The organism is Cupriavidus yeoncheonensis, from assembly GCF_905397275.1.
Classification (GTDB): domain Bacteria; phylum Pseudomonadota; class Gammaproteobacteria; order Burkholderiales; family Burkholderiaceae; genus Cupriavidus; species Cupriavidus yeoncheonensis.
The window spans coordinates 259,402-286,271 of sequence record NZ_CAJPUY010000005.1 but is presented as its reverse complement, the minus strand read 5'-3'; the positions used below and the strand labels follow the sequence as shown (position 1 = coordinate 286,271).

General features: G+C 65.2%; 22 protein-coding genes and 1 pseudogene. 12 read left to right on the top strand and 11 right to left on the bottom strand.

Translation table 11 applies throughout. The features are described from left to right. Positions 1 to 7: 7 nt before the first annotated feature. From KHO22_RS09235 to KHO22_RS09225, 4 genes and pseudogenes are all read left to right on the top strand, one after another. Complete coding sequence (locus tag KHO22_RS09235) at positions 8 to 994, top strand: acetoacetate decarboxylase (ADC) (protein ID WP_230426805.1); 987 nt, start codon at positions 8 to 10, stop codon at positions 992 to 994. A 61-nt stretch (positions 995 to 1,055) separates the two neighbouring features. Further along, positions 1,056 to 1,336 (top strand): annotated as a pseudogene (locus tag KHO22_RS32445) (MFS transporter); the annotation flags it as partial. A 167-nt stretch (positions 1,337 to 1,503) separates the two neighbouring features. Next, on the top strand, positions 1,504 to 2,076 hold the full coding sequence (locus tag KHO22_RS09230; protein ID WP_211946809.1) for a hypothetical protein: 573 nt from the start codon (positions 1,504 to 1,506) through the stop codon (positions 2,074 to 2,076). 94 nt (positions 2,077 to 2,170) lie between these two features. Then, entirely contained in the window at positions 2,171 to 2,386 is a 216-nt protein-coding gene (locus tag KHO22_RS09225) for a CDGSH iron-sulfur domain-containing protein (RefSeq protein ID WP_211946862.1), read from the top strand. Positions 2,387 to 2,525: 139 nt separating this feature from the next. Here the strand turns inward: KHO22_RS09225 and argC are convergent, their stop codons facing one another. Further along, complete coding sequence (argC, locus tag KHO22_RS09220; RefSeq protein ID WP_211946808.1) at positions 2,526 to 3,455, bottom strand: N-acetyl-gamma-glutamyl-phosphate reductase; 930 nt, start codon at positions 3,453 to 3,455, stop codon at positions 2,526 to 2,528. Between the two features lie 127 nt (positions 3,456 to 3,582). On the opposite strand from argC, the gene KHO22_RS09215 reads away from it, so the two are divergent. Together KHO22_RS09215 and KHO22_RS09210 are read left to right on the top strand one after the other, a co-directional pair. Then, on the top strand, positions 3,583 to 4,467 hold the full coding sequence (locus tag KHO22_RS09215) for a LysR family transcriptional regulator (protein ID WP_211946807.1): 885 nt from the start codon (positions 3,583 to 3,585) through the stop codon (positions 4,465 to 4,467). Between the two features lie 281 nt (positions 4,468 to 4,748). Then, positions 4,749 to 5,132 carry a VOC family protein gene (locus KHO22_RS09210; RefSeq protein WP_211946806.1) on the top strand — a complete coding sequence of 128 codons (384 nt, stop codon included), beginning with the start codon at positions 4,749 to 4,751 and terminating at the stop codon, positions 5,130 to 5,132. Between the two features lie 133 nt (positions 5,133 to 5,265). On the opposite strand, the gene KHO22_RS09205 is transcribed toward KHO22_RS09210, so the two are convergent. The 6 genes from KHO22_RS09205 to KHO22_RS09180 all read right to left on the bottom strand — a co-directional run bounded on the left by KHO22_RS09205 (position 5,266) and on the right by KHO22_RS09180 (position 11,524). Further along, positions 5,266 to 6,876, bottom strand: a complete 1,611-nt coding sequence (locus tag KHO22_RS09205; protein ID WP_211946805.1) for a FadD3 family acyl-CoA ligase — start codon at positions 6,874 to 6,876, stop codon at positions 5,266 to 5,268. Beyond that, positions 6,873 to 7,979 carry an alkene reductase gene (locus KHO22_RS09200; protein ID WP_211946804.1) on the bottom strand — a complete coding sequence of 369 codons (1,107 nt, stop codon included), beginning with the start codon at positions 7,977 to 7,979 and terminating at the stop codon, positions 6,873 to 6,875. Before KHO22_RS09200 ends, KHO22_RS09205 begins: the two co-directional genes overlap by 4 nt. Positions 7,980 to 8,010: 31 nt before the next feature. Next, on the bottom strand, positions 8,011 to 8,664 hold the full coding sequence (locus KHO22_RS09195) for a nuclear transport factor 2 family protein (protein ID WP_230426804.1): 654 nt from the start codon (positions 8,662 to 8,664) through the stop codon (positions 8,011 to 8,013). A gap of 31 nt (positions 8,665 to 8,695) precedes the next feature. Continuing rightward, entirely contained in the window at positions 8,696 to 9,526 is an 831-nt protein-coding gene (locus KHO22_RS09190) for an SDR family NAD(P)-dependent oxidoreductase (protein WP_211946803.1), read from the bottom strand. A 71-nt stretch (positions 9,527 to 9,597) separates the two neighbouring features. Then, positions 9,598 to 10,404, bottom strand: coding sequence for an SDR family NAD(P)-dependent oxidoreductase (locus tag KHO22_RS09185; protein ID WP_230426803.1), 807 nt, complete (start codon positions 10,402 to 10,404; stop codon positions 9,598 to 9,600). A 31-nt stretch (positions 10,405 to 10,435) separates the two neighbouring features. Further along, positions 10,436 to 11,524: a 3-ketosteroid-9-alpha-monooxygenase, oxygenase component gene (locus tag KHO22_RS09180; RefSeq protein WP_211946801.1), complete on the bottom strand. Its 1,089-nt coding sequence runs from the start codon at positions 11,522 to 11,524 to the stop codon at positions 10,436 to 10,438. 311 nt (positions 11,525 to 11,835) lie between these two features. On the opposite strand from KHO22_RS09180, the gene KHO22_RS09175 reads away from it, so the two are divergent. Both KHO22_RS09175 and KHO22_RS09170 read left to right on the top strand, forming a co-directional pair. Beyond that, the gene (locus KHO22_RS09175; RefSeq protein ID WP_211946800.1) at positions 11,836 to 13,005 is read left to right on the top strand and encodes a helix-turn-helix transcriptional regulator; all 1,170 of its coding nucleotides are present in this window, start codon (positions 11,836 to 11,838) and stop codon (positions 13,003 to 13,005) included. Between the two features lie 153 nt (positions 13,006 to 13,158). Next, positions 13,159 to 13,956 (top strand): SDR family NAD(P)-dependent oxidoreductase, encoded by a 798-nt coding sequence (locus tag KHO22_RS09170; RefSeq protein WP_211946799.1) that lies wholly within the window; start codon positions 13,159 to 13,161, stop codon positions 13,954 to 13,956. 176 nt (positions 13,957 to 14,132) lie between these two features. Here KHO22_RS09170 and KHO22_RS09165 read toward each other — a convergent pair whose 3' ends face one another. The 4 genes from KHO22_RS09165 to KHO22_RS09150 all read right to left on the bottom strand — a co-directional run bounded on the left by KHO22_RS09165 (position 14,133) and on the right by KHO22_RS09150 (position 21,025). Beyond that, positions 14,133 to 15,812 (bottom strand): FAD-binding protein, encoded by a 1,680-nt coding sequence (locus tag KHO22_RS09165; RefSeq protein WP_211946798.1) that lies wholly within the window; start codon positions 15,810 to 15,812, stop codon positions 14,133 to 14,135. 239 nt (positions 15,813 to 16,051) lie between these two features. Further along, positions 16,052 to 17,236: a helix-turn-helix transcriptional regulator gene (locus KHO22_RS09160; protein ID WP_211946797.1), complete on the bottom strand. Its 1,185-nt coding sequence runs from the start codon at positions 17,234 to 17,236 to the stop codon at positions 16,052 to 16,054. Positions 17,237 to 17,549: 313 nt separating this feature from the next. Beyond that, positions 17,550 to 20,015 (bottom strand): efflux RND transporter permease subunit, encoded by a 2,466-nt coding sequence (locus KHO22_RS09155; protein WP_211946796.1) that lies wholly within the window; start codon positions 20,013 to 20,015, stop codon positions 17,550 to 17,552. Next, entirely contained in the window at positions 20,012 to 21,025 is a 1,014-nt protein-coding gene (locus KHO22_RS09150) for a WD40/YVTN/BNR-like repeat-containing protein (RefSeq protein WP_211946795.1), read from the bottom strand. Before KHO22_RS09150 ends, KHO22_RS09155 begins: the two co-directional genes overlap by 4 nt. 223 nt (positions 21,026 to 21,248) lie before the next feature. Here KHO22_RS09150 and KHO22_RS09145 point away from each other — a divergent pair, with 223 nt between their 5' ends. From KHO22_RS09145 to KHO22_RS09130, 4 genes are all read left to right on the top strand, one after another. Continuing rightward, positions 21,249 to 22,748, top strand: a complete 1,500-nt coding sequence (locus KHO22_RS09145) for a DUF1302 domain-containing protein (protein ID WP_211946794.1) — start codon at positions 21,249 to 21,251, stop codon at positions 22,746 to 22,748. Between the two features lie 51 nt (positions 22,749 to 22,799). Then, positions 22,800 to 24,179, top strand: a complete 1,380-nt coding sequence (locus tag KHO22_RS09140; protein WP_211946793.1) for a DUF1329 domain-containing protein — start codon at positions 22,800 to 22,802, stop codon at positions 24,177 to 24,179. Between the two features lie 103 nt (positions 24,180 to 24,282). Then, positions 24,283 to 25,524, top strand: coding sequence for an MFS transporter (locus KHO22_RS09135; protein ID WP_211946792.1), 1,242 nt, complete (start codon positions 24,283 to 24,285; stop codon positions 25,522 to 25,524). Beyond that, entirely contained in the window at positions 25,521 to 26,858 is a 1,338-nt protein-coding gene (locus KHO22_RS09130) for an NAD(P)/FAD-dependent oxidoreductase (RefSeq protein ID WP_211946791.1), read from the top strand. Before KHO22_RS09135 ends, KHO22_RS09130 begins: the two co-directional genes overlap by 4 nt. The last annotated feature ends 12 nt before the right edge of the window (positions 26,859 to 26,870 follow it).

Below are 26,870 nucleotides of genomic sequence, written 5' to 3'. Positions count from 1 at the left end.
CGTCAAAATGAAACTCAGCAATCTTGCGGCCACAGCAGGGGTAATCATGAGTGCCCTCTCCAATCCTTTATGGGCCGCTGGCACGGCGGAAGCCACGCAAACCGAAAGCACAACAATCAGCATCGCCGGCCATGAGGTTCCCGTGCTCAAAGGCGGGCTGTATGACCGCTATCGCTCCAATCCTCCGCTCTCCGTCATTGAATCTGAAGCTCCGGACGTTGACTTGAGCTGGTTCAAGGAACTCAGGAAGGAGAAAGTAGATATTGGCTTTGAATCCTATTCGCCAAACTTCTACTACAAGAACAGCAGGGTGACGGTCATCTTCACCGCCGACCTGAACAGGCTGCGGGAATTGATGCCTGCCCAGGTCCTGGAGAAGGTTCAACCGATTCAGGTCTGGCCGGGCAGAGGCCTTGTCGCACTCACCGCCTACGCCTATCACTTTTGCGACAACGACAGCTACAACGAGATTGGTCTTTCCGTCATCACGAATCGGCCAGGCAGCTCCAGTCTTGGACCGCTGACCTTGATGAGTCAGGCGATGTCCAACGACTTCTGGGGCTACGTATTGAAGCTTCCGGTAAACACCGAGCTCGCTCGGGTACGGGGTGTTGTTGGCTACAACCTGCCCAAATGGCTGACGGGCATTCACTACCGCGAAACCGACCAGTCGGTTGTCGTCGAGATCCTTGACAGCGAGACGGGCAAGGTCGATGTCACCGTCGAAGCCAGGAAGCTGGATGACCTTTCAAAAAAGGTCTCCATGGTGACCAATAGCTTTACAAATGTCGATCAGCAAGGGCGACTGACCACTGGGTATGCAACTTCCCGCCAGCTCAGTCATGCCTCCAGCACAAGTGCGGAGACGGTGAGCCTCGGCCTGACAGAAGGAAGTCTGTCGACGTTCATCAGATCCCTGAAACTCGGCAAGATGCTCAAGTACGAGTACGTGCCCGAATTCCAAAGCGCGCTGTACTCCCCCAGGCCGCTGTGATTCTTTGTTCTCGTCGAGTCGACGCCGGTGGCCCCGCAGACATGTCTGGGGTCACCGCCTGGTGCTCGTCATCGTGTTCGTGTGGTCGCACCTGGCGGCGCAGTCGGCGCGGCTCGACGAACTGCACGTTCCTCAGGACGCACTCCAGGCCGGGCGGTTGCCGGAGCCGGACGGGCAAGCCGGGTGGTAGCGGGTGACGCCCTTACGCCGCCTCAGACACCCGAGGCGCTGGCGGAAGCCGAAGCCATCGCTGACGCGCTGCGCGCCGTCGCGCTGGTGTCCGCCGTGTGCGCATTCGCCGGAGCGGGTCTCGTGGTAGCCACCATCCGACCCCGCAGGTGAGCGCTTCCCGTCGCCGGACGCGTGCGCATGCCGCATCGATACGTCGATCTCCGCAGAAGCGATTCCGTGGCCTTTTTAGTTCTCCGCCAAGGCTCGGGCCCAAGCTCCATGAAGTTCCTTTCCGTCCCAATGTTTAGCCTAAGCTATAGACGAGTTGGGGGTGCGCTATGAAACCAGATCTGAATGCTATGGTCCGCCCAGTGGCGTCGACGGTTCTCGTTCTGGGGCTCGCCGCCTGTGCCCACACGGAATACCATACGCAAGCCTGCCTTTCTGGCGTTGATGTTTATGAGGTTACGGCTGATGGCAGCGATGCCGGCGCGGTGACGTTCTCAGGAACGGACAGCAGGCTCGTCGAACCGTGCCGACGGACGGGCGCGGGCCAGGGTGGTTTCTGGATTGTCAGCCTTGACCGGACAGGCCCGGTGCGGTCGAGTCAGGACGCCACTGTTGAAGCCACTGTTCTCGGCGGCGAGTGGCAATGGTGGCAGGCTGACGGTACCCTGCAGAGTGGCAGCGTTACCGGGGGGCGTGTGATATGGCCAACCGATTCGCGCCATGACGTCGGCAGTTGCGGCTACGGAGTTGCACAAATCAGCGTCGCGCTCTCAGTGAGCCAGGCGCATCGGGGTAGCGGCACCTTTGAGGGCTGTCTGGATGGCACGCACATGGACCCGACATTGCCGTGGGTTGTCTTCCCGCCCAAGATCTGGGGCAGGTTGACGACAAGTTCGCCATAGTGCAGTTCGCGCACCAGGACGGAGCCCGATAAGCCCGATGACGCAGGCCGCCCTGCAACATATGCCTGATACTCCCTACCAGAGCGGGGACATCATGAACGAGGACACCGTTTCGACCGTTACCGTACAGGACAATGGCCCCTACCGCATAAAGGGTCCCGTCAGGATCGTGACCCCGGCAGGCGCTGCCTTCACTTTCGAAGGGGATCAGGTCTGGCTGTGCCGGTGCGGCCATTCCGAAAACAAGCCCTTCTGCGATGGCTCGCACAAGCGAGTCGGGTTCTCCAGCACGCCGCAACCCAAGCCTTGAACTGCTGATTGCATACCTGCTCGACGCGCGCGAGCAGGCCCCTCCCCGCAACGTCGGTTCCCGGGCCAGCATGAGACCTTCGACGGCCACGACCAGATTGGCAGCAATCGTTGCGACCTTTAGCTCACGCTATCGGCCGCTATTGCTGCGTGAGCATCAGGTTCAGGTTCTGAACCGCGGCGCCGGATGCGCCCTTGCCAAGATTGTCGAAAACCGCGGACAGCAGGACGTGCCCGTGTTCCATGTTGGGAAATACGCTTAAGTGCATGTCGTTCGTACCGTTCAGCACTTGCGGGTCCAGGTGCTTTAAAACGCACGATTCGTGCAAGGGCAGGACATGTACATGGGCCGCCCCGGCATAGTGGCAGGCGAGGCATGCATGGAGCGTGGCGCCATCCACGTCGGGGGCCAGCAGCCTCAACGCGAGGGGCACCGTCAGCACGATGCCCTGGCGGAACGCACCATACGCGGGAACGAAGATGGGACGCTGCGCGAGCCCGGCGTGCTGCTGGATCTCCGGGGGGTGCTTGTGCGCGAGTTCCAGGCCATACACCTGGAATGCCGGCGCGCCGACGGCATCCGCCCCTTCATACTCCTCCACGCCGGCACGCCCGCGTCCGGAGTAGCCGGACACCGCATGAATGCTGATCGGGTAGCTGGCCGGCACAAGCCCGGCCTGCACCAGGGGACGCAGCAGGCCGATCGCACCGGTCGGATAGCAGCCGGGATTGGTGACCCGTCGCGCGTTCGCGACGCGCGCGGCCTGTCCCGGTGCCATTTCCGGAAAACCATATGTCCAGTCCGGATGCGTGCGGTGGGCGGAACTTGCGTCGATCACCCTGACGGCGGGATTGACGATGGCGTTCACCGCCTCGCGTGCGGCGGCATCGGGCAAACAGAGGATGGCGATGTCGCAGGCATTGATGGCTTCCGCACGACGCCGTGGGTCCTTGCGTTCCGACGCGGCAAGCGTGAACAGGCTGAGGTCGGTCCGGCCGCGCAGCCGTTCGTGGATTTGCAGCCCGGTGGTGCCTTGGTCGCCGTCGATGAAAACCAGGGGAGAGCTCATGCGAGGAATACTCCGGTGACTGAAGGGGTAACACGTCGAAGGAGCCCCAATCTTCCATGGTCCACTAGAATAGGGAAAGTTGAATTTCATAACCCTGACATTCAGCTTTCCTGACTCTGGAGCCGACATGCGAGAGATCAGCCTGGACCGCCTGCGCACGCTGGTCGCGATTGCCGACCATGGCTCATTCGCCGAGGCGGCGCGTGCATTGCACCTTGCGCCGCCCACGGTCAGCCTCCACATCGCTGAACTGGAACACCGCATCGGGGCACCGCTGCTGTCGCGAAAACGCGGACAGGTAAGGCCGTCGGCGATCGGAGAGGTGCTGGTCGAGCGCGGGCGTCGGCTGCTGGCCGATGCCGAGCAGGCGCTGGACGATATACAACGACAGGTGCAGGGGCTCGAAGGGCGCGCCCGGCTCGGTGCGTCGACTGGCGCGATCGCGCACCTGCTGCCACAGGCGCTCGAGGTGCTGCGCCAGCAGCATCCCGCCATCGACATTCAGATTGCGGTCCTCACTTCGCAGGAAACACTGTCCCGACTGGCGGACGGCACGCTGGATATCGGGCTGGTTGCACTGCCTCAGCCGCCGGTGGCCGGGCTGGTGATAAAGCCCTGGCGTCGCGACCCCGTGATGGCCTTCGTGCCGGAGCATTGGCAGTGCCCGGCCCGCGTCACGCCGGAATGGCTCGCCGCCCAGCCTCTGATTCTCAATGACGCCACCACGCGTCTCTCGCGTCAGACTGCGGAGTGGTTCGCGGCCGCGGGACACCATCCCGCACCACGCATTCAGCTCAACTACAACGACGCGATCAAGAGTCTGGTCGCGGCGGGTTACGGCGCGGCGCTGTTGCCCCACGAGGCCACCACGCCATTGACGGACAAGCGCATCGTCATGCGTCCGCTGCGCCCGGCGTTATGGCGTCGGCTCGGCATCGCGCATCGCGCGGGGTACGTTGAACGCTCCACCCAACACGTACTGGATGCGCTGTGGGATTTGCGATTGGTGTAGTAGTGCCAGTCGCAGCTTCGGTTCGTTCTCGCTGGGGCGGTAGCCCTATTGCACGCCACGGCGAATGAATGGCCGGTTTGTAGAGATCTGATTGACGAAATGGGTCGTTCAGGGACGACCCCAACCTGGAGTTGAGCCGGCCGCGACCGGCCATCATCTGCCGACCGTCGTCACCCGCACTTGCATGCCATCAGGCGTCGGCTATGGTGAATCCATGACTACACAGGAGTACCGTCCTGGTCAGAAGGACATACTCCGCCACATTCGGTGAGGGCCGCAACATGGGCGTACAGCTAAACCACACCATCGTCTGGTGCAGCGACAAGCAGAAATCGGCAAGCTTCCTCGTGGACATCCTGGAGCTTCAAAGGCCCATCGAGTTCGGGCAGATGCTGGTCGTTCAACTGGACAACGGCGTCTCGCTCGACTTCTTCGAAAGCGAAGGCGCGATCTCCATGCAGCACTATGCGTTCCTGATCAGCGAGGACCAGTTCGACCGGGTCTTTGCCCGTATTCGGGACAGAGGGCTTCAGTACTGGGCCGACCCCAGCAAACAGCGGGCCGGCGAAACCTATCAGCACAACGGCGGCCGGGGAATGTATTTTGACGATCCCGACGGTCATTTTCTTGAGGTCATGACCCGCCCTTACAAGATCGGCTCCTGACGGATTGCTGCTGAATGGGGACCGGCACCGGCACTTCGTGCCGGGTGTGCTGGCGCTCGCCGATCGCGCCTCAGCCGTCAAGGCACGCGCGCAATGCTTGCGCGAGACGGTTCCGGCCTTGCAGCCGGCATGCTCAAGTGCCGGCCTTCGCCTGAACCGCCCTCAGTTCGTGCTTGACCACCTTGCCCGCGGCGTTGGTCGGCAGCGCCGCCATGAACGCCACGGAGCGAGGCACCTTGTAGTTGGCCAGGCGGGGCCGGCACCATTCCAGCAAGGCCTCGCCGCTCAGAGTCTCGCCTTCGCGCAATACCACGAAGGCGCTGCCGACCTCCCCCATGCGCGCATCGGGAACACCCACGACGGCAACCTGCGCTACCGCCGGATGCGTGCCGATCAGGTGCTCGATCTCCGCCGGATAGCAGTTGAAACCGCCGACGATGAACATGTCCTTGAGCCGGCCGGTGATCGACAGGTTTCCGGCGGCATCCAGCTTGCCGATATCGCCCGTGTGCAGCCAGCCTGCGTCGTCGACGGCCTCGCGAGACGCGGCCTCGTCATCGAAGTAGCCGCGCATGACGTTGTAGCCGCGGATCCACACTTCGCCCTGCTCCCCGGCCATCACGTCGCTGCCTTGCGCGTCCACGCAGCGGATCTCCACGCCGTCAAGCGGACGCCCGCTGGTAGTGGCGATGGTCTGCAGGGCGTCGCCCAGCCGGCAGACGGTGGCCAGCCCGCAGCACTCGGTCAGTCCGTATGCGGTGAGCACGACGTCGAAGCCGAGCACCTTGCGCATGCGCCGGATCAGTTCGGGCGCGATCGATGCCGCTCCGGTGACGGCCACGCGCAGCGACGACAAGTCGTATGCACCCAACCGCGGATGGGCCAGCAGGCTCAGGTAAAGCGTGGGCGAGCCCGGCAGAAAGCTGACACGGTAACGCGCGATGCACCCAAGCACCACGTCGGCATCGAACTGCGCCACTGGCAGGATGGTGGCGCCGCGAATCACGGCCGCGAGCCAGCCGGCCTTGTAGCCGAACGCATGGAAGAAGGGATTGATGATCAGGTAACGGTCGCTTGCGCGCAGGCCGACAATCGCCGACCAATCGGAGAAAGCGCGCAGATTCTGCCCATGCGTGCTGATCACCCCCTTGGGCTTGCCCGTGGTGCCGGAGGTGTATAGCAGGTCGGACGGACTGTCCGGTGTCAGCGCGGCCATGCGCGCGTCAAGCCTCTCCGCTGGCGTGTCTTCGGCGCGCGCCATGAAGGACTGCCAGGACAGCCAGCCCTCGCGTTCGCCGCGCAGGATGACTTGGTGGCGCAAGGCGGGCAGTGCATGCCCGCGCAACATCGCGGGATAGTCGGCACCCAGGAACCCGGCGATGCCGAACAGCACGCGGGCTCCGCTTCTGGCGAGAATGTCGGCCGCCTCACCGCCCTTGTACCGCGTATTGAGCGGCACCAGCACGCCGCCGGCCATGTGGATGCCGAGCGCCGCGACGATCCACTCATGCAGGTTGGGCGCCCAGACGGCGACCCGCTCGCCGGGCTCCAGGCCCAGCGCCATCAGTGCCCGCCCGGCAAGCCGCGCCGACTCGTACAGTTCGCCGTAGCGCATCAGATGGCCATCTTCCTCGATGGCTACCTGATCCCCATATCGCCGCGCCGTGTGCGCCACGGCGTCAGGGATGGTTGAAATCGCCGGATCCGTTGCAATCGCCGGAAACTGTGGCAGGCAATCGCTCATCGCTGCAAACCTCCTTCACGAACGCCACACGCGGCAAGCTCCGCGGCGGCCGGGTAATCCGTGTAGCCGCGCCCACCCGGCGTATAAAGCAGCGAACGGTCGAACGTGGCCAGCGATGCGCCGTGCCGAAGGCGCGCAGGCAGATCCGGATTGGCGATGAAATGCCGCGCAAACGAGACTGCCTGGCCGATGCCGTCGGCCAGGGCTCGTGTGGCGCTCGCGCCGTCAAAGCCGTCATTGACGATCAGCGCGCCGCCGAAATGCCGACGCGCGAGCGCGAAGGCATCCAGCGCGGGATCCGGCGAACGGCTCACGTGCAGGTAGGCCAGCCCGAGCGGTGCCACGGCATCGAGCAGCGCGCCATACGTGGCGGCCGGATCCTCATCGTGCATGTCGTTGAACGGGTTGCCGGGACAGATGCGCACGCCCACGCGCCCCGGGCCGATTGCGCCGGCAATGGCCTCGATCGTCTCCACGACAAAGCGCAGGCGCGCCGTCAGCGAACCACCGTAGCCGTCGCTGCGCCGGTTGGCACAGGCGAGCAGGAATTGCATCGGCAGGTAGCCGCTGCTGCAATGCAGTTCAACGCCATCGAAGCCGGCAGCCATTGCATTGACGGCCGCCTGACGGTACTCGTCGATCACGGCCACGATCTCGTGCCCGGCCAGCGCGCGCGGCGTCTCCATCCCGACCAGGCCATGGCCGTCGGCATAGATGGTGCCGCGCGCTCGGATGGCCGAGGGCGCCACCGTCTGCGCGTCCGCCGCCTTGTTATGACGGCTTGCGATGCGCCCCACGTGCATCAGCTGCAGCACCATCGCCGCGCCCTGGCTGCGGGCGGCGCCGGTCACCTCGCGCCAGGCGTCGATCTGCGCCGCGGTCTCGATGCCCGGGGTACGGCAATAGCCCTTGCCGTGCCGGCTCGGGTAGGTGCCTTCCGCGACAATCAATCCGGCGCCAGCGCGCTGCGCGTAGTACGTCTGATGCAGCGCGGTGGGCAGGTCGCCCGCGCCGGCGCGGCTGCGCGTCATCGGCGCCATCACGATGCGATTGGAGAGTGCTATATCGCCGAGCCGCAGGGGCTCGAACAGGCTGGCGCTCATCTGGGACTCCTCCTGTGGTGTCGGCATCGCGTCAGCGCGTGCGGACTTTCGGTAGCGAGGATCCCCGGCGCATCGCTGCAAGAAACTGATCCAGCGCCACCGGCTCCGAGACGCCGGGCAACAGCTCGCCCGGCTTGGCATTCCAGAATGCCTTCCACGAGGGCCATAGCGCATGCCAGGAGCCTTCGTAGGGTTCGCGGCCCGGCCAGCGCATCTTCCTGTCGCCGATGGGCGGCTTGTTCAGGTCGCTGGCATAGAGATAGCACGGCAGGCGGCGACGGAAATGCCAGCGTCCGCCAATGCGCTCGTAGTCGTCCCAGTAGAGCATCTGCATGATGACCCATTCCGGGCCGGTCTCATGCTCGTTCTTCGAGTACACCACGCCGCTCGCATGATCGGCGTCCTGGAACTCGATGATGTGTCCGCCGATGTGGTGCGACGTCACGGTGAACTGGTTGCGCAGCGTGTCGTCGATCCAGCGCCGCAGATGTTCGCGGCCCACCTGGTCCTTGCCCACCGCCACGTCCTCCGGAAACAGGCTGGTCCAGGCATCGAGGTCGCGCATGTCGAGCGCCAGCGCATACTTGGCCGGCAGCATGCGGATCTCCTCGATCGACTCCAGCCGGTCGAGCCGGGCCTGCAGCGATTCCGTTCGCGCCGCGTCCGGCGCCATGTCAGTTGTCACTTGCCTCTCCTTGGTCAGTCAGCGGATACGTTCAGCTTGCCTGCGGCTCTGCGCGCCGCTCGGTCGACGTTTGCGACACGTAGTCGGTAGCGCCCACATCCAGCCGGCAGGTCTTGCCGCCATCGACGACCAGGCTCTGCCCGGTGATATACGATGCCTCGTCCGAGGCCAGGAACAGGATGGCGCCAGCGACTTCCTGCGGCTCGCCCACGCGCCCCAGCGGCACGGAGCGCGCGGTACCACGGGCCATTTCCTCGCTGGCAAGTGCCTCGCGCGTGCCCTCGCTCCAGACGACGCCGGGAATCACCACGTTGACGCGTACGTTGTGGGCCGCGCCTTCAAGCGCCACGGCGCGGCTGAAATTGAGCACACCGGCCTTGGCAGCGCCATAGGCCGACAGTCCCGGACTGCCGAGCAGGCCCACCACGGAACCGAGGTTGACGATGGCGCCGCCCCCCGCCGCCTTCATGACGCGCAGCGCCGCCCGCGTGCCGAAGAAGGCCACATCGAGGCTTCCGCTCAGGCACTGCCGCCAGGCTTCGGTGCTGACCTCGTCGAGCACGCCCCAGGTGTAGTTGACAGCGTTGTTGACCATGACATGCAGGCCCCCGAAGCGGGAAACGGTCTGCGCCACCGCCCGCTCCACGTCCGCCTCGCTGGTCACATCGGCCTGAATCCACGCGGCCTCGCCGCCGCGCGACTGGATCTCGTCGGCCATGGCACGCAGCGGGCCCTCGCGCCGCCCGCACAGCATCACCTTCGCCCCTTCGGCCGCAAAGCGCACGGCCGTGGCCGCGCCGATTCCCGTGCCCGCGCCGCTGATCAGCGCCACCTTGTCCTGCAAACGACCCTTCACTTGCATGCTGTTCTCCCTTGCATCCTTATTTCCGGGCAGGACAACGATCCGAATGCGTTGCCCTCGTGCCCGCGCCGTTAAATCATGGCCATGCCGCCGCTGACGGACAGCGTCTGGCCGGTCATCTGCATACCGTCCCCGCTCACCAGGAACAGTGCCGCCGCCGCGATCTCCTCCGGCTCGGCCATGCGGCCCAGGGGGATCGCACGCTCCAGGCTGCGCGCCCATTCCTCGCTGATCGACTGCATCATCGGCGTGCGGGTGGGACCCGGGCAGATCGCATTGACACGGATCCCTCGCGGGCCCAGGTCACGCGCCAGGCATCGGGTAAGGCCGAGCACAGCCGCCTTTGACGCGCAGTAGCTGAGCGGACCTTCTCCGTTCAGTGCGGAGACACTGGCGATATTGACAATGGCGCCGCCACTCCCCGCGCGCGTCATCAGCCGCACGGCCTCGCGCGAGCAATAGAACGTGCCATTGAGATTCACGTCCACCACGCGCTGCCATCCGGCATCGTTGAGGTCGACGATCATGTCGGTATGGACCGTAGGGGTTTCGCCGGCCGCCAGTTGTCGTCCGCGCTCCGCCGCGCGCGTCTGATAGTGCTCGAAGCCGTCTCCGGGCACCTGCCCGATGCCTGCGTTGTTGACAAGAATGTCGAGCCGCCCCCAGCGCCGCGCGACCTCGTCGTACAGCGCCGCAACCGCCGCGCTGTCCGCGACGTCGCAGCCGCGCGCGATGCCGTGTGCGTTGCCGATCCGCTCAAGGGTTGCCTGCGCGGCGCCCGCGTCGCGATCGACGACGACCACCGCCGCGCCCTCGGCTGCAAAGCGCTCGGCCATGGCGCGCCCCATGCCGGATCCGGCGCCGGTGACCAGCGCCACCTTTCCTTCCAGTCGCATGATCTCTCCCTGATCAGATCAGATGCAGCTTGCTCACGGCGTCCGGCGGCACGTCGTCGAGCGTGCGCCAGGTGCCGTCGCGCCGCTCGAAGACCTTCTTGCGGTCCAGGTCGGCAGGCAGGTCGGCAACGTCGGTGTAGAACTGGCGGTACCACTCGCGCAGCTGGTAGACCGGACCGTCGGCGTCGCTGAGCACGGGGCGGTCCACGCGGATCTTGTTGTGCCAGATCTCCACGTCCTGGAAGAAGGAGGCCTGCGCCTGCTCGACATAGGCCTGTGCCATCTGCTGGTTCTGCGCCTCCGACTGCCCCGGCACCTTCCTGACCATGACGCCATAGCGCAGCTCGAAGCTCTGCGCGTCGACCGGCACATGGCAATTGAGCAGGATGGTGTCAATGGGCTTGCCGTCCACCTCCGCGGTCATGCGCGTCACGTGGTAGGCCGGCCCGAAGTACGCACTGTCCGCAACCATGCCGCTGCCAAGCAGTTCGCTCTCTTCGCCGCGGAACATCTGGTAGCCGATGTGGCGGTCGAACGTGTTGCAGAAATAGACCGCGGGCGAGCCGTGCACCGGGCCGAAATGGGCGACGTCCGCGAGGTTGTCGACCAGCTCGCGGCAATGGGTGCCGATCACCATCTTGCGGATCGTCCAGCCGGTCCACTCGCCGGTGAAGCAGGCATTGATGCGCGGTACCGCGACCTCGGGCGGCGGCGGCGCGCCCTCGGGGTCATGCCAGATGAACAGCAGGTGGTTCTGCTCGCAGACCGTCCATGCACGTGTGCGTGCCTTGGGCGGAATGCGCTTCGCGCACGGCACGTGCTCGCAGGCGCCTTCGCCATTCCAATGCCAGCCATGAAAGCGGCACACGATGGCATTGCCCTTCACTTCGCCCAGGGCCAGGTCCGCACCCATGTGCGGGCACCACGCGTCGAGGATGCGGATGCGCCCGTCCTCCCCGGCGAACGCCACCAGGCGCGTACCGAAGATGTCCAGCCGGTGGGGCTTGCCGTCCTTATAGTCCGAGGCTTGCCCGAGGCAATGCCAGCCGCGGGCATAGCGACTGGCCGGCGGGGTTGTCTGCGAGGTTTGCTGCGCTTCCATGTCTGCTCCGTGATGACTGTTTGCACACGGCCGTATTGTTTTGACAGGGCCGGTCCGGGGGCATGGTCCTGACGGACTAGATTCGGCGCATTGGCGAGCAACATGACAGCGCGAGGCCCAAAGCTAGTCTGTTGGGACGACATTTCGTCACACGACGGGCGTCGCCAGGACCCGCGTCCGGGGAAATACCCACTGCGAAGCGCGCGGACAAGCCGCTATGATTTCCGGCCGACCGCAGGGCGGTGGCACCGAAGGACCGGTTTGGTGCCGCGCCGATGCGGCCATTGCACGGCAGAATTGAGACAAGACCGATGACACGCCCCTCCTGGATCGACGCCCGGCGTCCCGGCCAGTCCGCGCTCGACATGGACGAGATCAGCGATCTGATCGGCCTGGTGTACGACGGCCCGCTGCTCGAGATCCCGTGGCAGTCCTTGCTCGATGCCCTGCGAAACCTGCTGGACGCCAACTACGTGACACTGGTGTTGCGCCCGCCGTCGAGTACATCACCCGGGCTGATGATCACTTCGAGCGCGGTCGATACCACCGTGGGCACTGGCGCCTACGCGCAGCATTTCTACGCGATCGATCCGTTCGTCAACCTGCCCACCGGGCGAGTCCTGACCGTTTATGAACTGATCGGCGAGGCCAGGTGGCTGGAGAGCGAGATCTATCGTTTCTTCAACAAGCCCTACGACGTGCTGCGGATCATGGGCGTGGACATCCGCGCCGAGCAGGGAGAGGAATGTCGCCTGCGCGTGTGCCGCCCGCACGGAAGCGAGGACTTCTCCGATGCCGACAAGGCGCTTTGCCAGCGCATCGTGCCGCACCTGCAGCGCGCGGTGCGGATCCACGCCAACCTCAACACGACCGAGTCGGAACGGCGCCTGTACGCCGGCACGGTCGACAGGCTGCTCATCGGCTCGGTGGTCCTGGACGATGCCGGCCAGATCCTCACCACCAACGGCATGGCTGACGAGCTGCTCGCGGAGAAGAACGGCCTGGTGGTCTGCAACGGCCAGCTGACAGTCGACTCTCCGCAGGAGAACCGCAAGCTGCAGGCACTGGTCCGCCAGGCCACGACCTTGCGCGACTCGGTGCAGCCTGGCATACCGATCGGGCTCTCCGTGCCGCGCAAGGGCGGCCGCGCCAAGCTGGGACTGCTGGTGCGCCCCATCGCCACGCCGACGTGGTCCCAGCAGCCGCGCCAGCCCGCCGTGGCAGTGCTGATCCGCGACCCGGAGCAAAAGGCCCTGGCGTCGACCGACCTGCTGCGCAATATGTTCGAGTTCACCCGGGCAGAGGCATCGCTGGTGCTGTTGCTGACCCAGGGCCTGTCGCTGGACGAAGCGGCGCAGGAACTCGACATCCGCCGCAATACCGCACGCGCGCACCTGCGTGCCGTGTTCGCCAAGACCGGTGTGACGCGGCAGGCGGCGCTGGTGCAAACCGTCCTGCACAGCATCATTCCGCTCGGCTGATGTGCATGCGGACGGCGAAATGGTCCCCGATGCGGCGGTTCTAGTCAGTTCGGACTATGTTGCCTGCGGCGTCACCCGAAACAATGCGCATATCCGCCGCGCCTGTCGCAGTCTGTCGCAGCGGTTGACCAACCATGACGGGAGACCCACCAAGTGACCATCCAACCTGACGACGCGCATGACTTGCGCGTGACCCTCAACACGCCGGCCAGCGCGGTCGTGGTAACCGGGGGCGCCTCCGGCATCGGCGAGGCCTGCGCGGCAGCCCTGGCCGCCATCGGCCGGCCCGTGGCCGTCTGGGATATCCGGGAGGACAAAGCGCGCGAGGTCGCTACCGCGCTTGCCGAACGCTATGACGTGCCGACCTGCGGGATCGGCATCGACCTGCGGGCCCCCGACGGCATCGGCGACGCGCTCGCACGCACCCGTGCGGCCCTGCCGGCGCTGGGCGGCATGGTGCACGCCGCCGGCGTGGTGGACCAGAGCGGGATCGATGGCCTGACACAGGCGCGCTGGGACGCCGTGCTTGACGTCAACCTGCGCGCCATGGCGCTGCTGGTGCAGGCCATGCTGCCTGACCTGCGCGCGCAAGCCGGCGCCGCCGTGGTCGGCATCGCGTCGATCAATGCCACGCTGGGCAACGCACTGATCCCGGCCTACTCCGCCTCCAAGGGCGGCCTGCTCTCGCTGGTGCGCTCGCTTGCCGACAGTCTTGGCCGCGACGGCATCCGCATCAATGCGGTGTCTCCCGGACAGATCCACACGCCGATGCTCCAGCCTGCCATCGACGCCCTGCCCGCGGGCACCTTCGAGCGTCGCATCCAGCTCGGCCGCCTCGGCACGCCCGCGGAAATCGGGCGCGTGGTCCGTTTCCTCCTGTCCGACGAAGCCAGTTACGTCACGGGTACCGAACTCATTGTCGACGGCGGTAACATCCCCTCGCAGCGCTGAACCGGAGTGACCCGCCCCGTGGCCATGCGCCTGACCGCACGAATCGGCATGGCGCGAAGCCACGGGCTACCTTCCTCGCTTGCCGGCAGCGGCTACGGCGCGCAGCCATTCATCCTTCCAGCCGACACCGCGGGGAGCGCCGGCCGGAAGGACAATCGCTCATTCCGTGCGCCGGCTCATGCCGGAACTGCCTCCGATGGTTGCGCAAGCTGACAGGCGGCAATGTGCCGGCCCGCGTTGCGCCCGGACCAGATACTGTCGGCCAGTGACAGGCCGCTCACGTAATGGTTTGACGCCAGCCCTACCGCGGTGCGGCCCACGGCATACAGCCCGGTGACCGGTGCTCCCGTTGCCGAGAGCACCTGTCCGCACGCTTCGTTGACCCGCAGCCCGCCCAGCGTGATCGAGGAGCACGGGAAAACGCGGCTGTGCGCGGAGATATCGATGGCAAGCCACGGGCCTTCGTCGAGCGGCGCGCACATGGCGGAGGACTTGCCCGCCGGGTCGGGCCGTTCACCGCGCGCTGCGGCGCTATAGGCGGCAAGCGTTGCCTGCAGCGCGGCGCGCGGCAGGCCGAGGCGATCCGCGAGCGTGTCCACCGAAGACGCGCGATGGCTACCGGCCAGCATCAGCAGCGCTGCCGGCACGGCCTGAAATGCCCACAGTTTCCCGCTCAGGCATTCACGCAACGCCGCGCGTGCCAGCTTGCGGTTCAGGATGAGCCAGGCCCGGCCCCCGTGGTGCTCGCACATGGCATGTCCGAGCGTGGCGCCGTAGACCTCTTCATTGCCGATGCGCGCGCCGTGCGCGTCAACCACGCAGCCGCGCGCCCAGTCGAATGGCGGATTGATGAAGCGCCATGCCGATACGCGTTCCAGGTGCCGTGCCTCGCCCCCGGCCGACAGGCCAAGCCGGATGCCGCTGCCATCGCAACCGGTGGCGCCGAGGCGCCAGTTCGAGCGGTACTTGCTCGCATGTTGCGCGACCATCTGCGGGTTGAAGATAAAGCCCCCGCTGGCCAGCACCACCGCGTCGGCCCGTACCGCGTAAGGGCGGGCATGACGCAGTTCCAGCCGCAGCAGCCGCGCGCGCAGCGCATCGGCCAGCGCCGGCGCCATGTTGTGCACCTGCTCCGCCCAGCGTGCCAGGCGCGCATGCCTGCGCTGCAGCCGCCCGGGCGGCACCTGCCACAACTCGACACCGATCACCGCGCCGCTGGCATCCGTAATCAGCCTGCGCGCCGCCGTGTGGCGCAGCACGGATACGTTCGCGCTGCCCTGCACCGCACGCTGCAGCACGCCGTAAAGCGCGCGCCCGGACATGCCACGCCCCTTGGTGCGATGTCCGCGTGGTGCGGGCTCCGCGAAGCGCGCATAGGCCGGCACGGCCTCATTGCCCGAGTAATAAAGGTAATACGGCTGTGCCGGATACGACGTCTTGCGCGGCGGCATGGCCGCCGAAAACCCGGCCCCGAGCCCCTCCAGCCAGCCGAGCATGTCCCGGCTGCGCGCACAGAACGACTGCAGTGTGGTCTCGCTGACGACGTCGCCGACCTCCTGGCGCAGATAGTCCGCCATCGCCTGGGGCGTGTCGTGGTAGCCGGCCTCGGCCTGGTAAGGCGTGCCGCCGCCGGCATAGACCACGCCGCCGCTCTTGATGCTGGCACCGCCGCCTTCGAAGCGCTCCGCAACGATCACCTTGCACCCGCCAGCCGCGGCTTCGAGCGCCGCACAGGCGCCGGCCGCCCCGAAGCCGACGATGACCGCGTCACAGCGTGCCTGCCAGGTGAAGGCGTCAGGGTTGGCGAGCCGCAGAGGCGCGGCGATCGGCGTAGTGGATCCATCCAGTGTTGTCATGCCTTTCTCCCCGCATATGGATGCAGCGTGATGCCGCACACAGGGAACGCAGCGGTGCCGGCGCGGTGTCCGCGCGGCACTGCGGTCTCCTTGTTGGCGTCTTGTGTGGTGTCTTGGTGTCTTGTGCCTGACCGGCATTCATGGTTGCATCGGCACTGGCGGGCGCCATCGTCTGATGGGACTACGGGCGCCCCATTCGCAAGATTCCGGCCCCGACATGGCATGTGGCAACCGGACGGTCAGCCGAGCGATATCACGCTGCCCAGCAGCATCCGCACCAGCTTCGCCTGCCGCGTGACCCCGGTCTTCGAGAAGATCGCCCGCAGATGCGCGCGCGCCGTGTTCTTGCTGATTCCGAGTTCCGCTGCCGACTCATCCAGCGTCAGCCCGTTGGCCAACTGCAAGGCGAGCTCCGTTTCGGCCGGTGTGAAATCGAATAGCTGTCGCACCATGTCACGCGACGCCTGCGACTTCCGCTCGGGATCGCGGATAAAGATCACGCACGCGGGTCGGCGCCGGTTGTCTTCCGACCACTCGCTCAGCGGTATGGTGCGGATCAGCAGGCCCAGCCGGGCCTTGCCGGACGGACGCGTGATCGACATCGCTTCAGTCCCCACCGTAGCCGTGCCCCGGTGCGCCATCATGGACTGACGCAGCAGGCGCTGGAGCTTTCGATTCTCCTGCCCGTAGCTCGCTTCCAGCGTTCCTGCGGCGACACGAATGCCATCCCTGGCGGACAGAATCTCGTCCGCCGCGGCGTTGGTCTTGATCATGGTGCCCGACTCATCAATCATGACCATGCCGACCAGCATTCGATCGATGGCAGCGGCACAGACATTGCGCTCGGATTCGACCATTTCCATCCGCGAGTGCAGGTCCACAGCGCGTTTCAAGTGCGGCAGCAATGCCGTGCAGAGGGACTTGTCAGATTGGCTGAAATCCGGCGCGTCCAGATTGCGCGAGACGCGGAGCCGACACTCCACGCCATCATCCGTACGCAAGTCCGCGCCGAGTACAAAGCGCACGCCGAGAGGATGCAGAAACTGCCGGTACAGCTCGCTGCTGCACCACGCGGCCTGGCCGAGGTGCTCATCGATGGTGACCACACGATTGGACGGCAGCCCGACGAAGGGGTCGAGCGAATAGTAATAGCCGTTGTAGGAAGCTTCGCCGGGCTGCGTCGTACCGTGCTCGGACGCATTGACCATCAGACCCGCGCGGTCCGCGGCCGGCGAGCGCAAGATCAGCGTGACATAGTTCGCGCGGAGTTGCTTGCGTATCAGCTCGAGCGCCTTTCCCCACGGCACCTTCTCCATCGGACCCTGATAAATCTGTCCGAGGAGTGCACTGAAATCCGAAGGCGACAGCTCCAGCTGCGCGAAGGGGCCAACGGCCACCGGATTCTGGCTCACCTCCGTCCGCATTTCCTCTCGCCTCCATCTTTCTCATCTCGGCCGGGGCAACCCCTGGCGTTGATACACATGCTCTGCGGGCACTGATGTCGTCGCGGATTATAGGAGCCGGTATCTCTCATTCCGGCAACCGGCGCGAGCTTAATTCGCAGAATCCAGTGAACGTAATCCGGACGGACTAGGGAGTCGGGCAAGCGCGCACACCCAACCCCGCGCCGCAGTGCCGCGAAGAAAAAAAGCCCGTCGTAATGATGGGCCAAAGCCATGCGATAAGAGGAGATGGATATCGCATGGGCGAGACTACCTGTGCGCTGCCGCGAGCCAATCAAACCTCGCGCTCCAGCACCGGGGTGGCCACTCCGGTCGATGACCGGAAGCCGGAAGACTGCTCTCGCGGATCGCGCATCGCCCCCGTTGACGGGCGCTCCGCCCGCTCGACGCCGAGCCACGCAGCAAGCGCAGGCAGCAGGAACACAGCACCGAACAGGTTGACAAGAAACATGAACGCCAGCAGCACGCCCATATCGACCTGGAACTTGAGGGCCGAGAATACCCACGTCCCGACACCGATGAACATCGTGACAGCGGTAAACAGCGCCGCCGTGCCGCGTTGCCGCATCGCCTCCAGGAACGCGTCGGGAAGCGAAGCGCCGGAGCGAAGCTCGTGCTGCATGCGCTCGTAGAGGTAGATGCCATAGTCGACGCCGACGCCGACGCCGAGCGTGATCACCGGCAACGTGGCGACCTTCAGCCCGATGCCGAGCCGTGCCATCACGGCATTGCACAGGATCGAGACAATGGTGAGCGGCACGACGATACACAGCACCGCGCGCCACGACCGGAAGGTAAGCAGGCACAAGAGGGCGATCGCACCGAAGATCGACAGCAGCATGGCCACCTCGGCTTCGCCGACGGCTTCGTTGGTCGCGGCCATCACGCCCACGTTGCCACCGCCAAGCCTGAACGCGACGTTCGGGTTGGTGTTCTGCGCGGCCAGCCGCTTGGCTTCCGAGATGATGTGCGCAATGGTCTTGCCTTCATGATTGCGCGAATAGACCAATACCTGCGATGCCTTGCAGTTTTCGGTATTCATTCCGTTGTCGGGGTCATAGGCGCTCGCGCCCTGGGTCAGGCCTTCGCTGCTGCGCGGCAATGCGGCCCAGCGGGGATTGCCTTCATTGAAGGCCGCGATCGAAACCTTCGCTGCCGTCGGCACGCTGACGACGGACTGCACGCCCGCCACGCCCCGCATCGACATCTCGAAGCGCTCGATGGCGCTCATGGCCGGGAAGTCCAGGCAGGCGCTCTCGACGCCGGTCACTTCGACGATGACGGACAGCACGTCCACGCCGATGTCGTACTGGCTGGTGATGGCTGCGTTGTCAAGGTTGTAGCGTGAGGTACTGCGCAGTTCCGGTGCGCCCGCGCCGATGTCGCCGATCTCCAGCTTGCGCGATTCCAGCGTCCCGCAGGCAAGCAGCGCAAGAGCGGCCAGCAGCACCGCCGCGGCGGGCACGGGCCTGGCGAACGCTGCAAACCATGCCCAGCGTCGGCCGCCGCCGGCCGTCTCGCGTCGCCTGGCGTGGGCCAGTGCACCCGCTTCGATGCTTGTGTAGGACAAGAGGATGGGCAGGAAGACCTTGTTGGTCAGGATCATCAACAGCACGCCCAGGCAAGCGGTGACACCAAGTTCGCGCACGATTTCGATCCTGATGCGCATGATGACCATGAAGCCGAGCGCGTTGGTAAGCAGGGCAACCGTACCGGGCAGGAACAGCTTGCGGAATGCGTCGCGGGCAGCATCCACCGGATCCAGGCCCGCAACCAGTGCCTGCTTCCATGCATTGGTCATCTGCACGGCATGCGATACACCGATCGAGAAGATCAGGAACGGCACCAGGATCGACATGGGGTCGATGCCCAGTCCGAGCATTGGCAGGGCGCCCAACAGCCACACAACCGGCAGCAAAGCCACGGACAGCGCCAGCAACGTTGTCCGGAGCGAGCATGTGTAGAGGCGCAGCAGGACAGCGGTAATCAGGAAGGCCAGCGCAAAGAAGGCCACCACGCCGCTGATGCCCGCCTCGACGTCCCCGACGAGCTTCGCGAAGCCGATGATGTCGACTTCGATATCCTGGCTGGCGTAGCGTGCACGGATAGCCTCGAGTTGCGTGGCGACGGCCGCATAGTCCAGGCGCCGGCCGTCGGCGGCGTCGGTGTCGCGGAACTCCGCGCGCACGAGTGCCGATTTCAGGTCGTTGCCGACCAGGCTGCCAATCTGGCCGGAGCGCGCCACGTTATGCCGTACCTTGGCGAGGTCGCCGGGACTGGCGCTGGAAAACTGCCCTGGCACCACCGACTCGCCACGGAAGCCGGCTTCCGTCACCTCGGTGTAGTGGACGTTCGGCGTGAACAGCGAGAATACGCGCGCGCGATTGATGCCGGGAATGAAGAAGACATCGTCTGTCGCATGGCGAAGCGCATCCATGAACTTCTGGTTGTAGATGTCGCCCTGGCCCTTCCAGCGCAAGCTGACGAGTACGGTATTCGCGCCCGGGAATGCGTTTGCGTAGCGGTTGAAGACCTGCATGTACGGGTGTTGCATCGGGATCATCTTCTCGAACCCGGGATCGAGGCGCAGCCGCGTGGCGGATATGCCGAGCGCCACGGTTGCCGCCATGCACAGGATCAGGAGGATGCGCCGATACCGGATCAGCATGTCGGCGCAGCGGTCCACCAGGCGAACGGGAAGAGAGCCGGCGCGCAGGCGCGGGGGGCTTGACGGGTTCATGGGCATTCCAGGGAAGTGCTGCAGGCAGCGGACGGGGACAAGGCATTCGATGCGGGCGGCGCTCCGGACTCGACTGTCACGCCGAGGTCGCCACCGAGAGCCAGCATTCCCCGGCCCAGGTCCGACACTGCGGCCAGACTTTGCGCACCGCCCGCGCTACGCACCGCGAACGTCTTTCCGCTGTCCCGTGACGTGACGATGGCCCCGCCCTGCCCGACCAGCACGACTTCGCCATTGTCACGCTGCGTGCCGCCGAAGTACGACGCGCCGAGGCTTCCCTCGGCGCTTGTCCAGGTTTCTCCACGATCCGGACTGCGCAGCACGTGGCCGCGCATGCCATAGGCAATCCAGTCTCCATTGGCCAGCATCAGCACGCCGAACAGCGATCCTTCATAGGGCAGGGACAGCTTCTTCCAGGTGGCGCCGTGGTCGAGCGAGCGCAACAGCAGGCCGGACTCGCCGGCAATGACCAACCGACCTTTGCCGTCGCCCACGATGCCGTTGAGATGGTGGTCGCCCGCCGGCGTCTCCAACTCCTGCCAGGTCAGTCCGGCGTCGCGCGAGACCAGCAACTGGCCGAAGCTTCCCGCCGCCAACACCTGCCCCTGATCATCGCCCCATACCGACAGCAACGGGTCCGGGTGCTCCGCGTCGGATCGCACTTCATGCCAGTGCTCCCCGCCGTCCTCGCTACGGACGATCAGGCCCTGGTGCCCCACCGCAATGCCGATGCGCGCGGAGATGAAAAACACCTGGGTCAGCGTGGTCCCTGCGGCGGGCGAGACTTGCGCCTCGCGCCATGCCGCGCCGTCGTTGTCGCTGATGAGGATGACGCCGCGTTCGCCGACGGCGACCAGCCGGGCGCCGGCCCTGGCGATGCCGTTGATCTGGACATGGTTGGCGTGAATGGCCGTCGCGGCGAACGCCGGCAGCGGGCGCGGCGAGAACGAGAGCAGCGCCGCGCATAGCACAACGGCCGAGAACGAAACGCCGGGAATTGTTGTTTTCATCGGTGCCTTTGTCAGTACGGCGCCGATGCTCTCACAAATGCAACACACGATGCATTAGGGAATCCCAGTACTTCGTCCAGACTATGCGCCGCACACCCGCTGCTACCTACACTTCGCCGGCAACTTTCAGGTAGGCATTCTCAAGAAGAAGGGAGAGGCGATGCGCATGCAGCAGCTTGGGTTGGGCAGGCCACCCGCGCGGTGGCGAAGGACATTAGTGGCAATGGCAACAACGGCGGTGGTCATGCCGGCATGGGCCGGGGACACCATCGATCTCGGGGCGGACACCACGCTCGACTATCACATGACGCTCGGCTACGGCGTCGGCATTCGGACGCGATCGCCGAGCGGCGTGTTGCTCGCGCCCGAGAACATCAACGGCGATGACGGCGATCGCAACTTCAGGAAGGGCGGACTGATCGAGAACCAGGTCAGCCTGCTTGCCGAGGCCGATCTGAAGCACAAAGACCTCGGGTTCTTCCTGCGCTTCAGTGCGTTCTACGATCAGGCCTATCATCGCCCGAACGCCAACGACGCGCCGGAGACGGTCAACCATGACGGGCCGTCCAACCGGTTTACGCCGGACGCGCAGCGTTTTCTCGGCGAGCGCGTGAAGCTGCTCTCCGCCTATGCCTACGACACGGTCAAGCTCGGGGGCACCGACCTGAACGTCAAGCTTGGCAGCCAGGTCGTCGCGTGGGGCGAAAGCCTGTTCTTCGCAAATATCGCCGCAGCCCAGGGGCCTGTGGATGCATCGAAGGGCTATGTCGCCGGCGCGGAAGTCAAGGACATACTGCTGCCCACGCCCCAGTTGTCGCTGCAATGGCAACTGGCGCCGAGCTTCAGCGTGCTCGGGTACTACCAGTTCCAGTTCCGCCCCAATGAACTGGTGCCACCGGGCGGCTATTTCAGTTTCTCCGATGTGGTCGGACCTGGTGCGCAGTTCATCATCGGGCCGGACGGCCTGCGTATCCCCCGCGGCCCCGACATCAAGCCCAAAAGCCACAACCAGTGGGGCCTGGGCACGCGCTGGCGCGCCGACAAGGGTACGGAGTTCGGACTCTACTACCTGCACTACAACGACACGAATCCCAATGTCGTCGCGAGCTTCTTCCCGACCCTGCAGTATCAACAGGAGTACTTCGGGAATATCCAGCTGGTCGGGGCAAGCTTCTCGACAGAACTCGGCGGCGTCAACGTAGCCGGCGAGACCTCATACCGGTCCGGCGCGGCCGTGCTGGTCAACACCGCGGACGGGCCGGCCGCCACGCGCGGCAATGTCTGGCAAACCAACCTCTCCGCGATTCACACCATAGGCCCGACCTTCCTCTCGGCGTCGCAGTCGATCGCGGCTGAACTGTCCTATGTCCGCGTCCTCGGCGTAACGGCGCTGCAGGGTTCGACGGAACTGACCAACACGCGCGACGCGGCCGCTTTCCAGGTCGCCTGGACGCTGAACTACAAGAATGTGTTCGACGGCTGGGATCTCGACGTGCCAATGACTTTTGCGCATCAGTTCGCGGGCAATACCGCCCTGGCCGGATCGTTGGGCGCGTTGAGCGGCATACACGATACGCAAGCGTCGATCGGGCTGACCTTCACCTATATGAACAACCTGAAGCTCGGTCTTGTGTATGCGAGGTACATGGGCGGGGCGAACCCCGTCACCCGCCCGCTCGCCGATCGCGACTATGTCGTCGGCACGGCGACGTACTCGTTCTGACGGGCGCTCCACACTCCCTTCGAGTCACTCACCATCCTGAGGAATCCGAGAATGAAAAGCATCGCTCTTCCCACACTGAGAGCCCTGGCCTGGGTGGCTGGCGCCACCTTCGCCGTCGCGGCGTTCGCCAAGCTCACGCCCGACGAAATCAAGCGGCTTGACGGCCCCCTGACGCCCATGGGCGCCGAGCGCGCCGCCAACGCGGACGGGAGCATTCCCGCCTGGACCGCCAGGATTGTCGGTACGCCGCCCGGCCTCCAGTTCAACTCCGGCGATCGCTACCCGGATCCCTATGCCAGCGAGAAGCCGTTGGCAGTGATCACGCCTCAGAACATGGCCCAGCATGAGTCGAAGCTCACTGAAGGCCAGAAGGCGATGTTCAAGCGCTATCCGGACACGTTCAAGATGTACGTGTATCCGAGCCACCGCGACTTTGCCCTGCCCGAGACCAAGTACAACGCGATCCGGACCTGGGCTGCGCGTACGACCATGACCAGCGATCAGAACGGGCTTCGTGATTTCCCGCCGCTGGCGCCGTTTCCGATCCCAAAGTCGGGCGTCGAACTGATGTGGAACCTGCGCTTCGCCTCCGACCTCGTTGCCGAAGACGCCATCTACGACCAGGCCGTCGTCTACCCGGGCGGCAACATCGTCTGGGGCAAGACGCAGTACACCATCTACGCGCCGATTGGCGCTGAAGTGTTCGATCCGAAGAATCCGTTGAACAGCAGGAGTTTCTATCGTCAGTCGATCCTGCTGCCGCTGTCCGACCGCGGCACCATCATCACCGGCTACGAGTTATGGGACCAGGAAAGCGCGGATACGCGACGCACCTGGGTGTACAACCCCGGCACGCGACGCGTGCGGCAGGCACCGGAGTTTGGCTATGACCAGCCGCAGGGGCCAGGGGGGTTCCGCACTGTCGACGACGACCGGCTCTTCAACGGCTCGGGTCAACGCTATGACTGGAAGATCGTCGGCAAGCGGGAAGTCTATATTCCCTACAACAACTACAAGTTGCTGGACCCCAAGGTGAAGTACGCCGCGTTGCTGACCAAGGGCCACGAGAACATGGAGTTCATGCGGTTTGAGCTGCATCGTGTCTGGGTCCTGCAGGCGACCCTGAAGGAGAACTTCCGCCACCAGTATGCGAAACGGGTTCTCTATATCGATGAAGACACCTGGAACGCAGTGGCCGCTGACAACTACGATGCGCGTGGCACGCTGTGGCGAACGAACTTCGCCCCGAGCATCTATGCGTTCGACGCCAAGGATTTCTATTCCACGTCGACGTTCTATCACGACCTCGTTTCCGGCGCTTATTACGCCGACCGCCTGACCAACGAGGCGCCCGCTCCGGTGCTGACGCCGAACGCCAAGAGCACCGAGGCGTACTACTCGCCCGACGCGATCCGCGGCGCCGGCAAGTAAGGTTCCCGGCTGGCGTCCATCGCCACGCGCGTTCGGCGAGGCGCCAGCACAGTGCGACGCATCAGGCCCGCCCGTCAGGGCCGGCCTGGAGGACTCGAACAACATGAAGACAACCATCCAACCAGACTCGCACAGCGGCTGGGGCATCGTCATCGGCCTGGCCGTGGTGTTATGCATCATCTTCGGTACCACGCTCAATGTGCTGAGCGTATTCACGCCGCCGATCCAGCAGGCGTTTCAATGCTCGAACGAGCTGGCGGCACGCGTGGCCACGGTGTTCCTGCTCGCCATGACGCTCGCCATGCCGGCGGCCGGATGGCTGCTGGACCGCATGTCGCCCCGGCCGGTGATGACCGGCGGCGCCGCCCTGACGGTGCTCGGCTACCTGGCTGCCGCGCAGGCCGGCGACATTGCGCAGCTCACCGCCATGCTGGGCGTGGCAGGGGTTGGCGTTGGCGCCTCGACGTACGTGCCGGCTATCACCCTCGCGTCTCAATGGATCGCCCCGAGCCGGCAGGCCCTGGCCTTCGGCGTCCTGCTCGCGGGCGCGGCACTGGGCGCCATCCTGTTTCCGCTGCCGATCACCTACATCACGCAATGGCTGGGCTGGCGCTACGCCATGCAGGCCATCGCGGCCGTCATTGCCTTCACCTGCGTGCCAATCCTGGTCTGGATCGCCCGGCTGCCCGATTCCCGCCTGACGGCACCGCATGGCGAGCCGGCCCCGATGCCGCTGCATGGACATGAAATCGGCGAGGCGCTGCGCATGCCGCGATACTGGTTGTGGATCGTCATGCTGATGCTGATCACGCTGAGCAGCCTCGGGGTGTATATCGCCCTGGTGCCTTATCTGGTCTCCACCGGCTACTCCGCCGAACGTGCAGCGGCCATCTATATGGCAATCGGCGCGGCAACCCTCGTGGGCAATGTCCTGTTCGGTGCCCTCAGCAACCGATGGGGGGCAAAGGCCGTCCTGCTGATGGGCACGGCGTTGGGCGCGCTGGGCATCCTCTGCCTGCTGGCGGTCGGCCACCAGGCCCTGGGCATGATGGCCATCGCACTGTTCTCGCTGATCTGGGGCAGCACATTCAATCTTGCGAACCAGCTTTCGCCGCTGCTGCTCGCGGAGTCCATGGGGCAGCGCAACTTCGGCAGCCTGCTGGGCATCGGCAACCTGATCTCGGGCGTGGGGTCCGCGTTCAGTCCGGAAGCGCTCGGCTATCTTGTGGATGCCACGCACACATACACGATCGCCCTGGCAATCTGCGCTGCCCTGCTTGTCGCTGCCCTGTTGCCGATCTCCCTTCTGCAGCGGGCCGCGCCTGACTGGGAGGCTGCCCGATGATGCGATATATCCCGTCGGCCAGGCATGCCGACTATGAGACGGGTGCGATCCCCATCGAACACAGCGGATGGCGGCCGGAACAGCGCCTGCCCACACACAGGATGCTGGTCGACGACGTTGATACCGACATCGTCGTGATCGGTGCGGGCCTGGCAGGCGCTTCACTCTCGCTGCACCTGGCCGAGCGCGGCGTGAACGTCGTGACGCTCGAAGCCCGGCAGCCGGGCAATGGCGCATCCGGACGCAACGCGGGACATGTGCAGACGTTCCTTGACAACCTGGAACCACTGCGTAGCTGGGGCGATCGCGGCGAGCGCTTCATCACATTTTTCATGGAACATCGCGACATCGTGTTCGATCTGTGCGCCAGGCACGGCATCGATGGCGACGCCGTCAAATGCGGCATGGTGGAGGCTGCTTACCGGCCGCACGCGGCGCTCGCGCGAAAGGCCGCGCTGTGGAAGGCGCATGGCTACGACGTCGACGTCGTCATGGCGGGGCCGCTGCAGGAGCTTCTCGGTACAGGGAAGTACCGCTACGGTATCCACTGGCGCGAGGGCGGTCGCGTCAATCCGTACCTGTTCACCAACGGAATGGTCTCGGCAGCCGTGCGGCAAGGCGCGCGGGTGTTTGGTGATTCACCGGTCATCGGGTGTCATCGCGAAGGGCAGCGATGGCGCGTACGTACCGCGCGCGGCAGCGTGCGTGCGCAGCGCATCGTCATTTGCACCAATGGGCATGCCGGCAACCTGTTCTTCCCGGAGCTGGCGCGCACGCAATACCCGCTGCTCGCGTGCGGGATGGCAAGCAAGCCCTTGTCGCCGGCACTGCTCGACATCATCAATCCTGCCCGTGTCGCCATGACGCACTATCCGACCGGACTCTACCCGATGGTGATCGACGGACGCAATCGTCTCGTCACCGCCACCATTCCCCATCCGGGGCGTGCGCATGAGGCAAGGACCTACTTCGCCTACTTCCTGCGCCACCTCCACCGCATCTATCCCCGGACACGCGACTTCGACATCGGATTGGGGACGTACTGGACTGGCATCACGGCCAACTCGTCTTCCGTCTACCACGAGGACTACCCGAAGCTGTACCAGGTCGACGACGGCGTGCTTGCGCTGATGAACCTGGGGACATGGGGCAACGTCATGGGGCCTCAGCTTGGCCTGAGCCTTGCGCAGGCGCTCGCAAGCGAGCGTCTCGACGACTGCATGCTGCCGCTTGAACACCCGGAGCCGGTACGTTGCCAAAGACTCTTCGAGTACAAGACCCGACACCTCATGATCCCGGTCGCCAGGGTCATCGACCATTTGCACCTTGCCTGAAAGGAGATTACC

Bases quoted from the DNA above. Each gene is read 5' to 3' on its own strand.
- KHO22_RS09230 (WP_211946809.1), top strand. From the start codon at position 1,504: ATGAAACCAGATCTGAATGCTATGGTCCGCCCAGTGGCGTCGACGGTT.
- KHO22_RS09160 (WP_211946797.1), bottom strand. From the start codon at position 17,236: ATGCGGACGGAGGTGAGCCAGAATCCGGTGGCCGTTGGCCCCTTCGCG.
- argC (WP_211946808.1), bottom strand. From the start codon at position 3,455: ATGAGCTCTCCCCTGGTTTTCATCGACGGCGACCAAGGCACCACCGGG.
- KHO22_RS09140 (WP_211946793.1), top strand. From the start codon at position 22,800: ATGAAAAGCATCGCTCTTCCCACACTGAGAGCCCTGGCCTGGGTGGCT.
- KHO22_RS09200 (WP_211946804.1), bottom strand. From the start codon at position 7,979: ATGAGCGCCAGCCTGTTCGAGCCCCTGCGGCTCGGCGATATAGCACTC.
- KHO22_RS09190 (WP_211946803.1), bottom strand. From the start codon at position 9,526: ATGCAAGTGAAGGGTCGTTTGCAGGACAAGGTGGCGCTGATCAGCGGC.
- KHO22_RS09215 (WP_211946807.1), top strand. From the start codon at position 3,583: ATGCGAGAGATCAGCCTGGACCGCCTGCGCACGCTGGTCGCGATTGCC.
- KHO22_RS09145 (WP_211946794.1), top strand. From the start codon at position 21,249: ATGGCAACAACGGCGGTGGTCATGCCGGCATGGGCCGGGGACACCATC.
- KHO22_RS09150 (WP_211946795.1), bottom strand. From the start codon at position 21,025: ATGAAAACAACAATTCCCGGCGTTTCGTTCTCGGCCGTTGTGCTATGC.
- KHO22_RS09225 (WP_211946862.1), top strand. From the start codon at position 2,171: ATGAACGAGGACACCGTTTCGACCGTTACCGTACAGGACAATGGCCCC.
- KHO22_RS09155 (WP_211946796.1), bottom strand. From the start codon at position 20,015: ATGAACCCGTCAAGCCCCCCGCGCCTGCGCGCCGGCTCTCTTCCCGTT.
- KHO22_RS09205 (WP_211946805.1), bottom strand. From the start codon at position 6,876: ATGAGCGATTGCCTGCCACAGTTTCCGGCGATTGCAACGGATCCGGCG.
- KHO22_RS09235 (WP_230426805.1), top strand. From the start codon at position 8: ATGAAACTCAGCAATCTTGCGGCCACAGCAGGGGTAATCATGAGTGCC.
- KHO22_RS09180 (WP_211946801.1), bottom strand. From the start codon at position 11,524: ATGGAAGCGCAGCAAACCTCGCAGACAACCCCGCCGGCCAGTCGCTAT.
- KHO22_RS09175 (WP_211946800.1), top strand. From the start codon at position 11,836: ATGACACGCCCCTCCTGGATCGACGCCCGGCGTCCCGGCCAGTCCGCG.
- KHO22_RS09135 (WP_211946792.1), top strand. From the start codon at position 24,283: ATGAAGACAACCATCCAACCAGACTCGCACAGCGGCTGGGGCATCGTC.
- KHO22_RS09130 (WP_211946791.1), top strand. From the start codon at position 25,521: ATGATGCGATATATCCCGTCGGCCAGGCATGCCGACTATGAGACGGGT.
- KHO22_RS09210 (WP_211946806.1), top strand. From the start codon at position 4,749: ATGGGCGTACAGCTAAACCACACCATCGTCTGGTGCAGCGACAAGCAG.
- KHO22_RS09165 (WP_211946798.1), bottom strand. From the start codon at position 15,812: ATGACAACACTGGATGGATCCACTACGCCGATCGCCGCGCCTCTGCGG.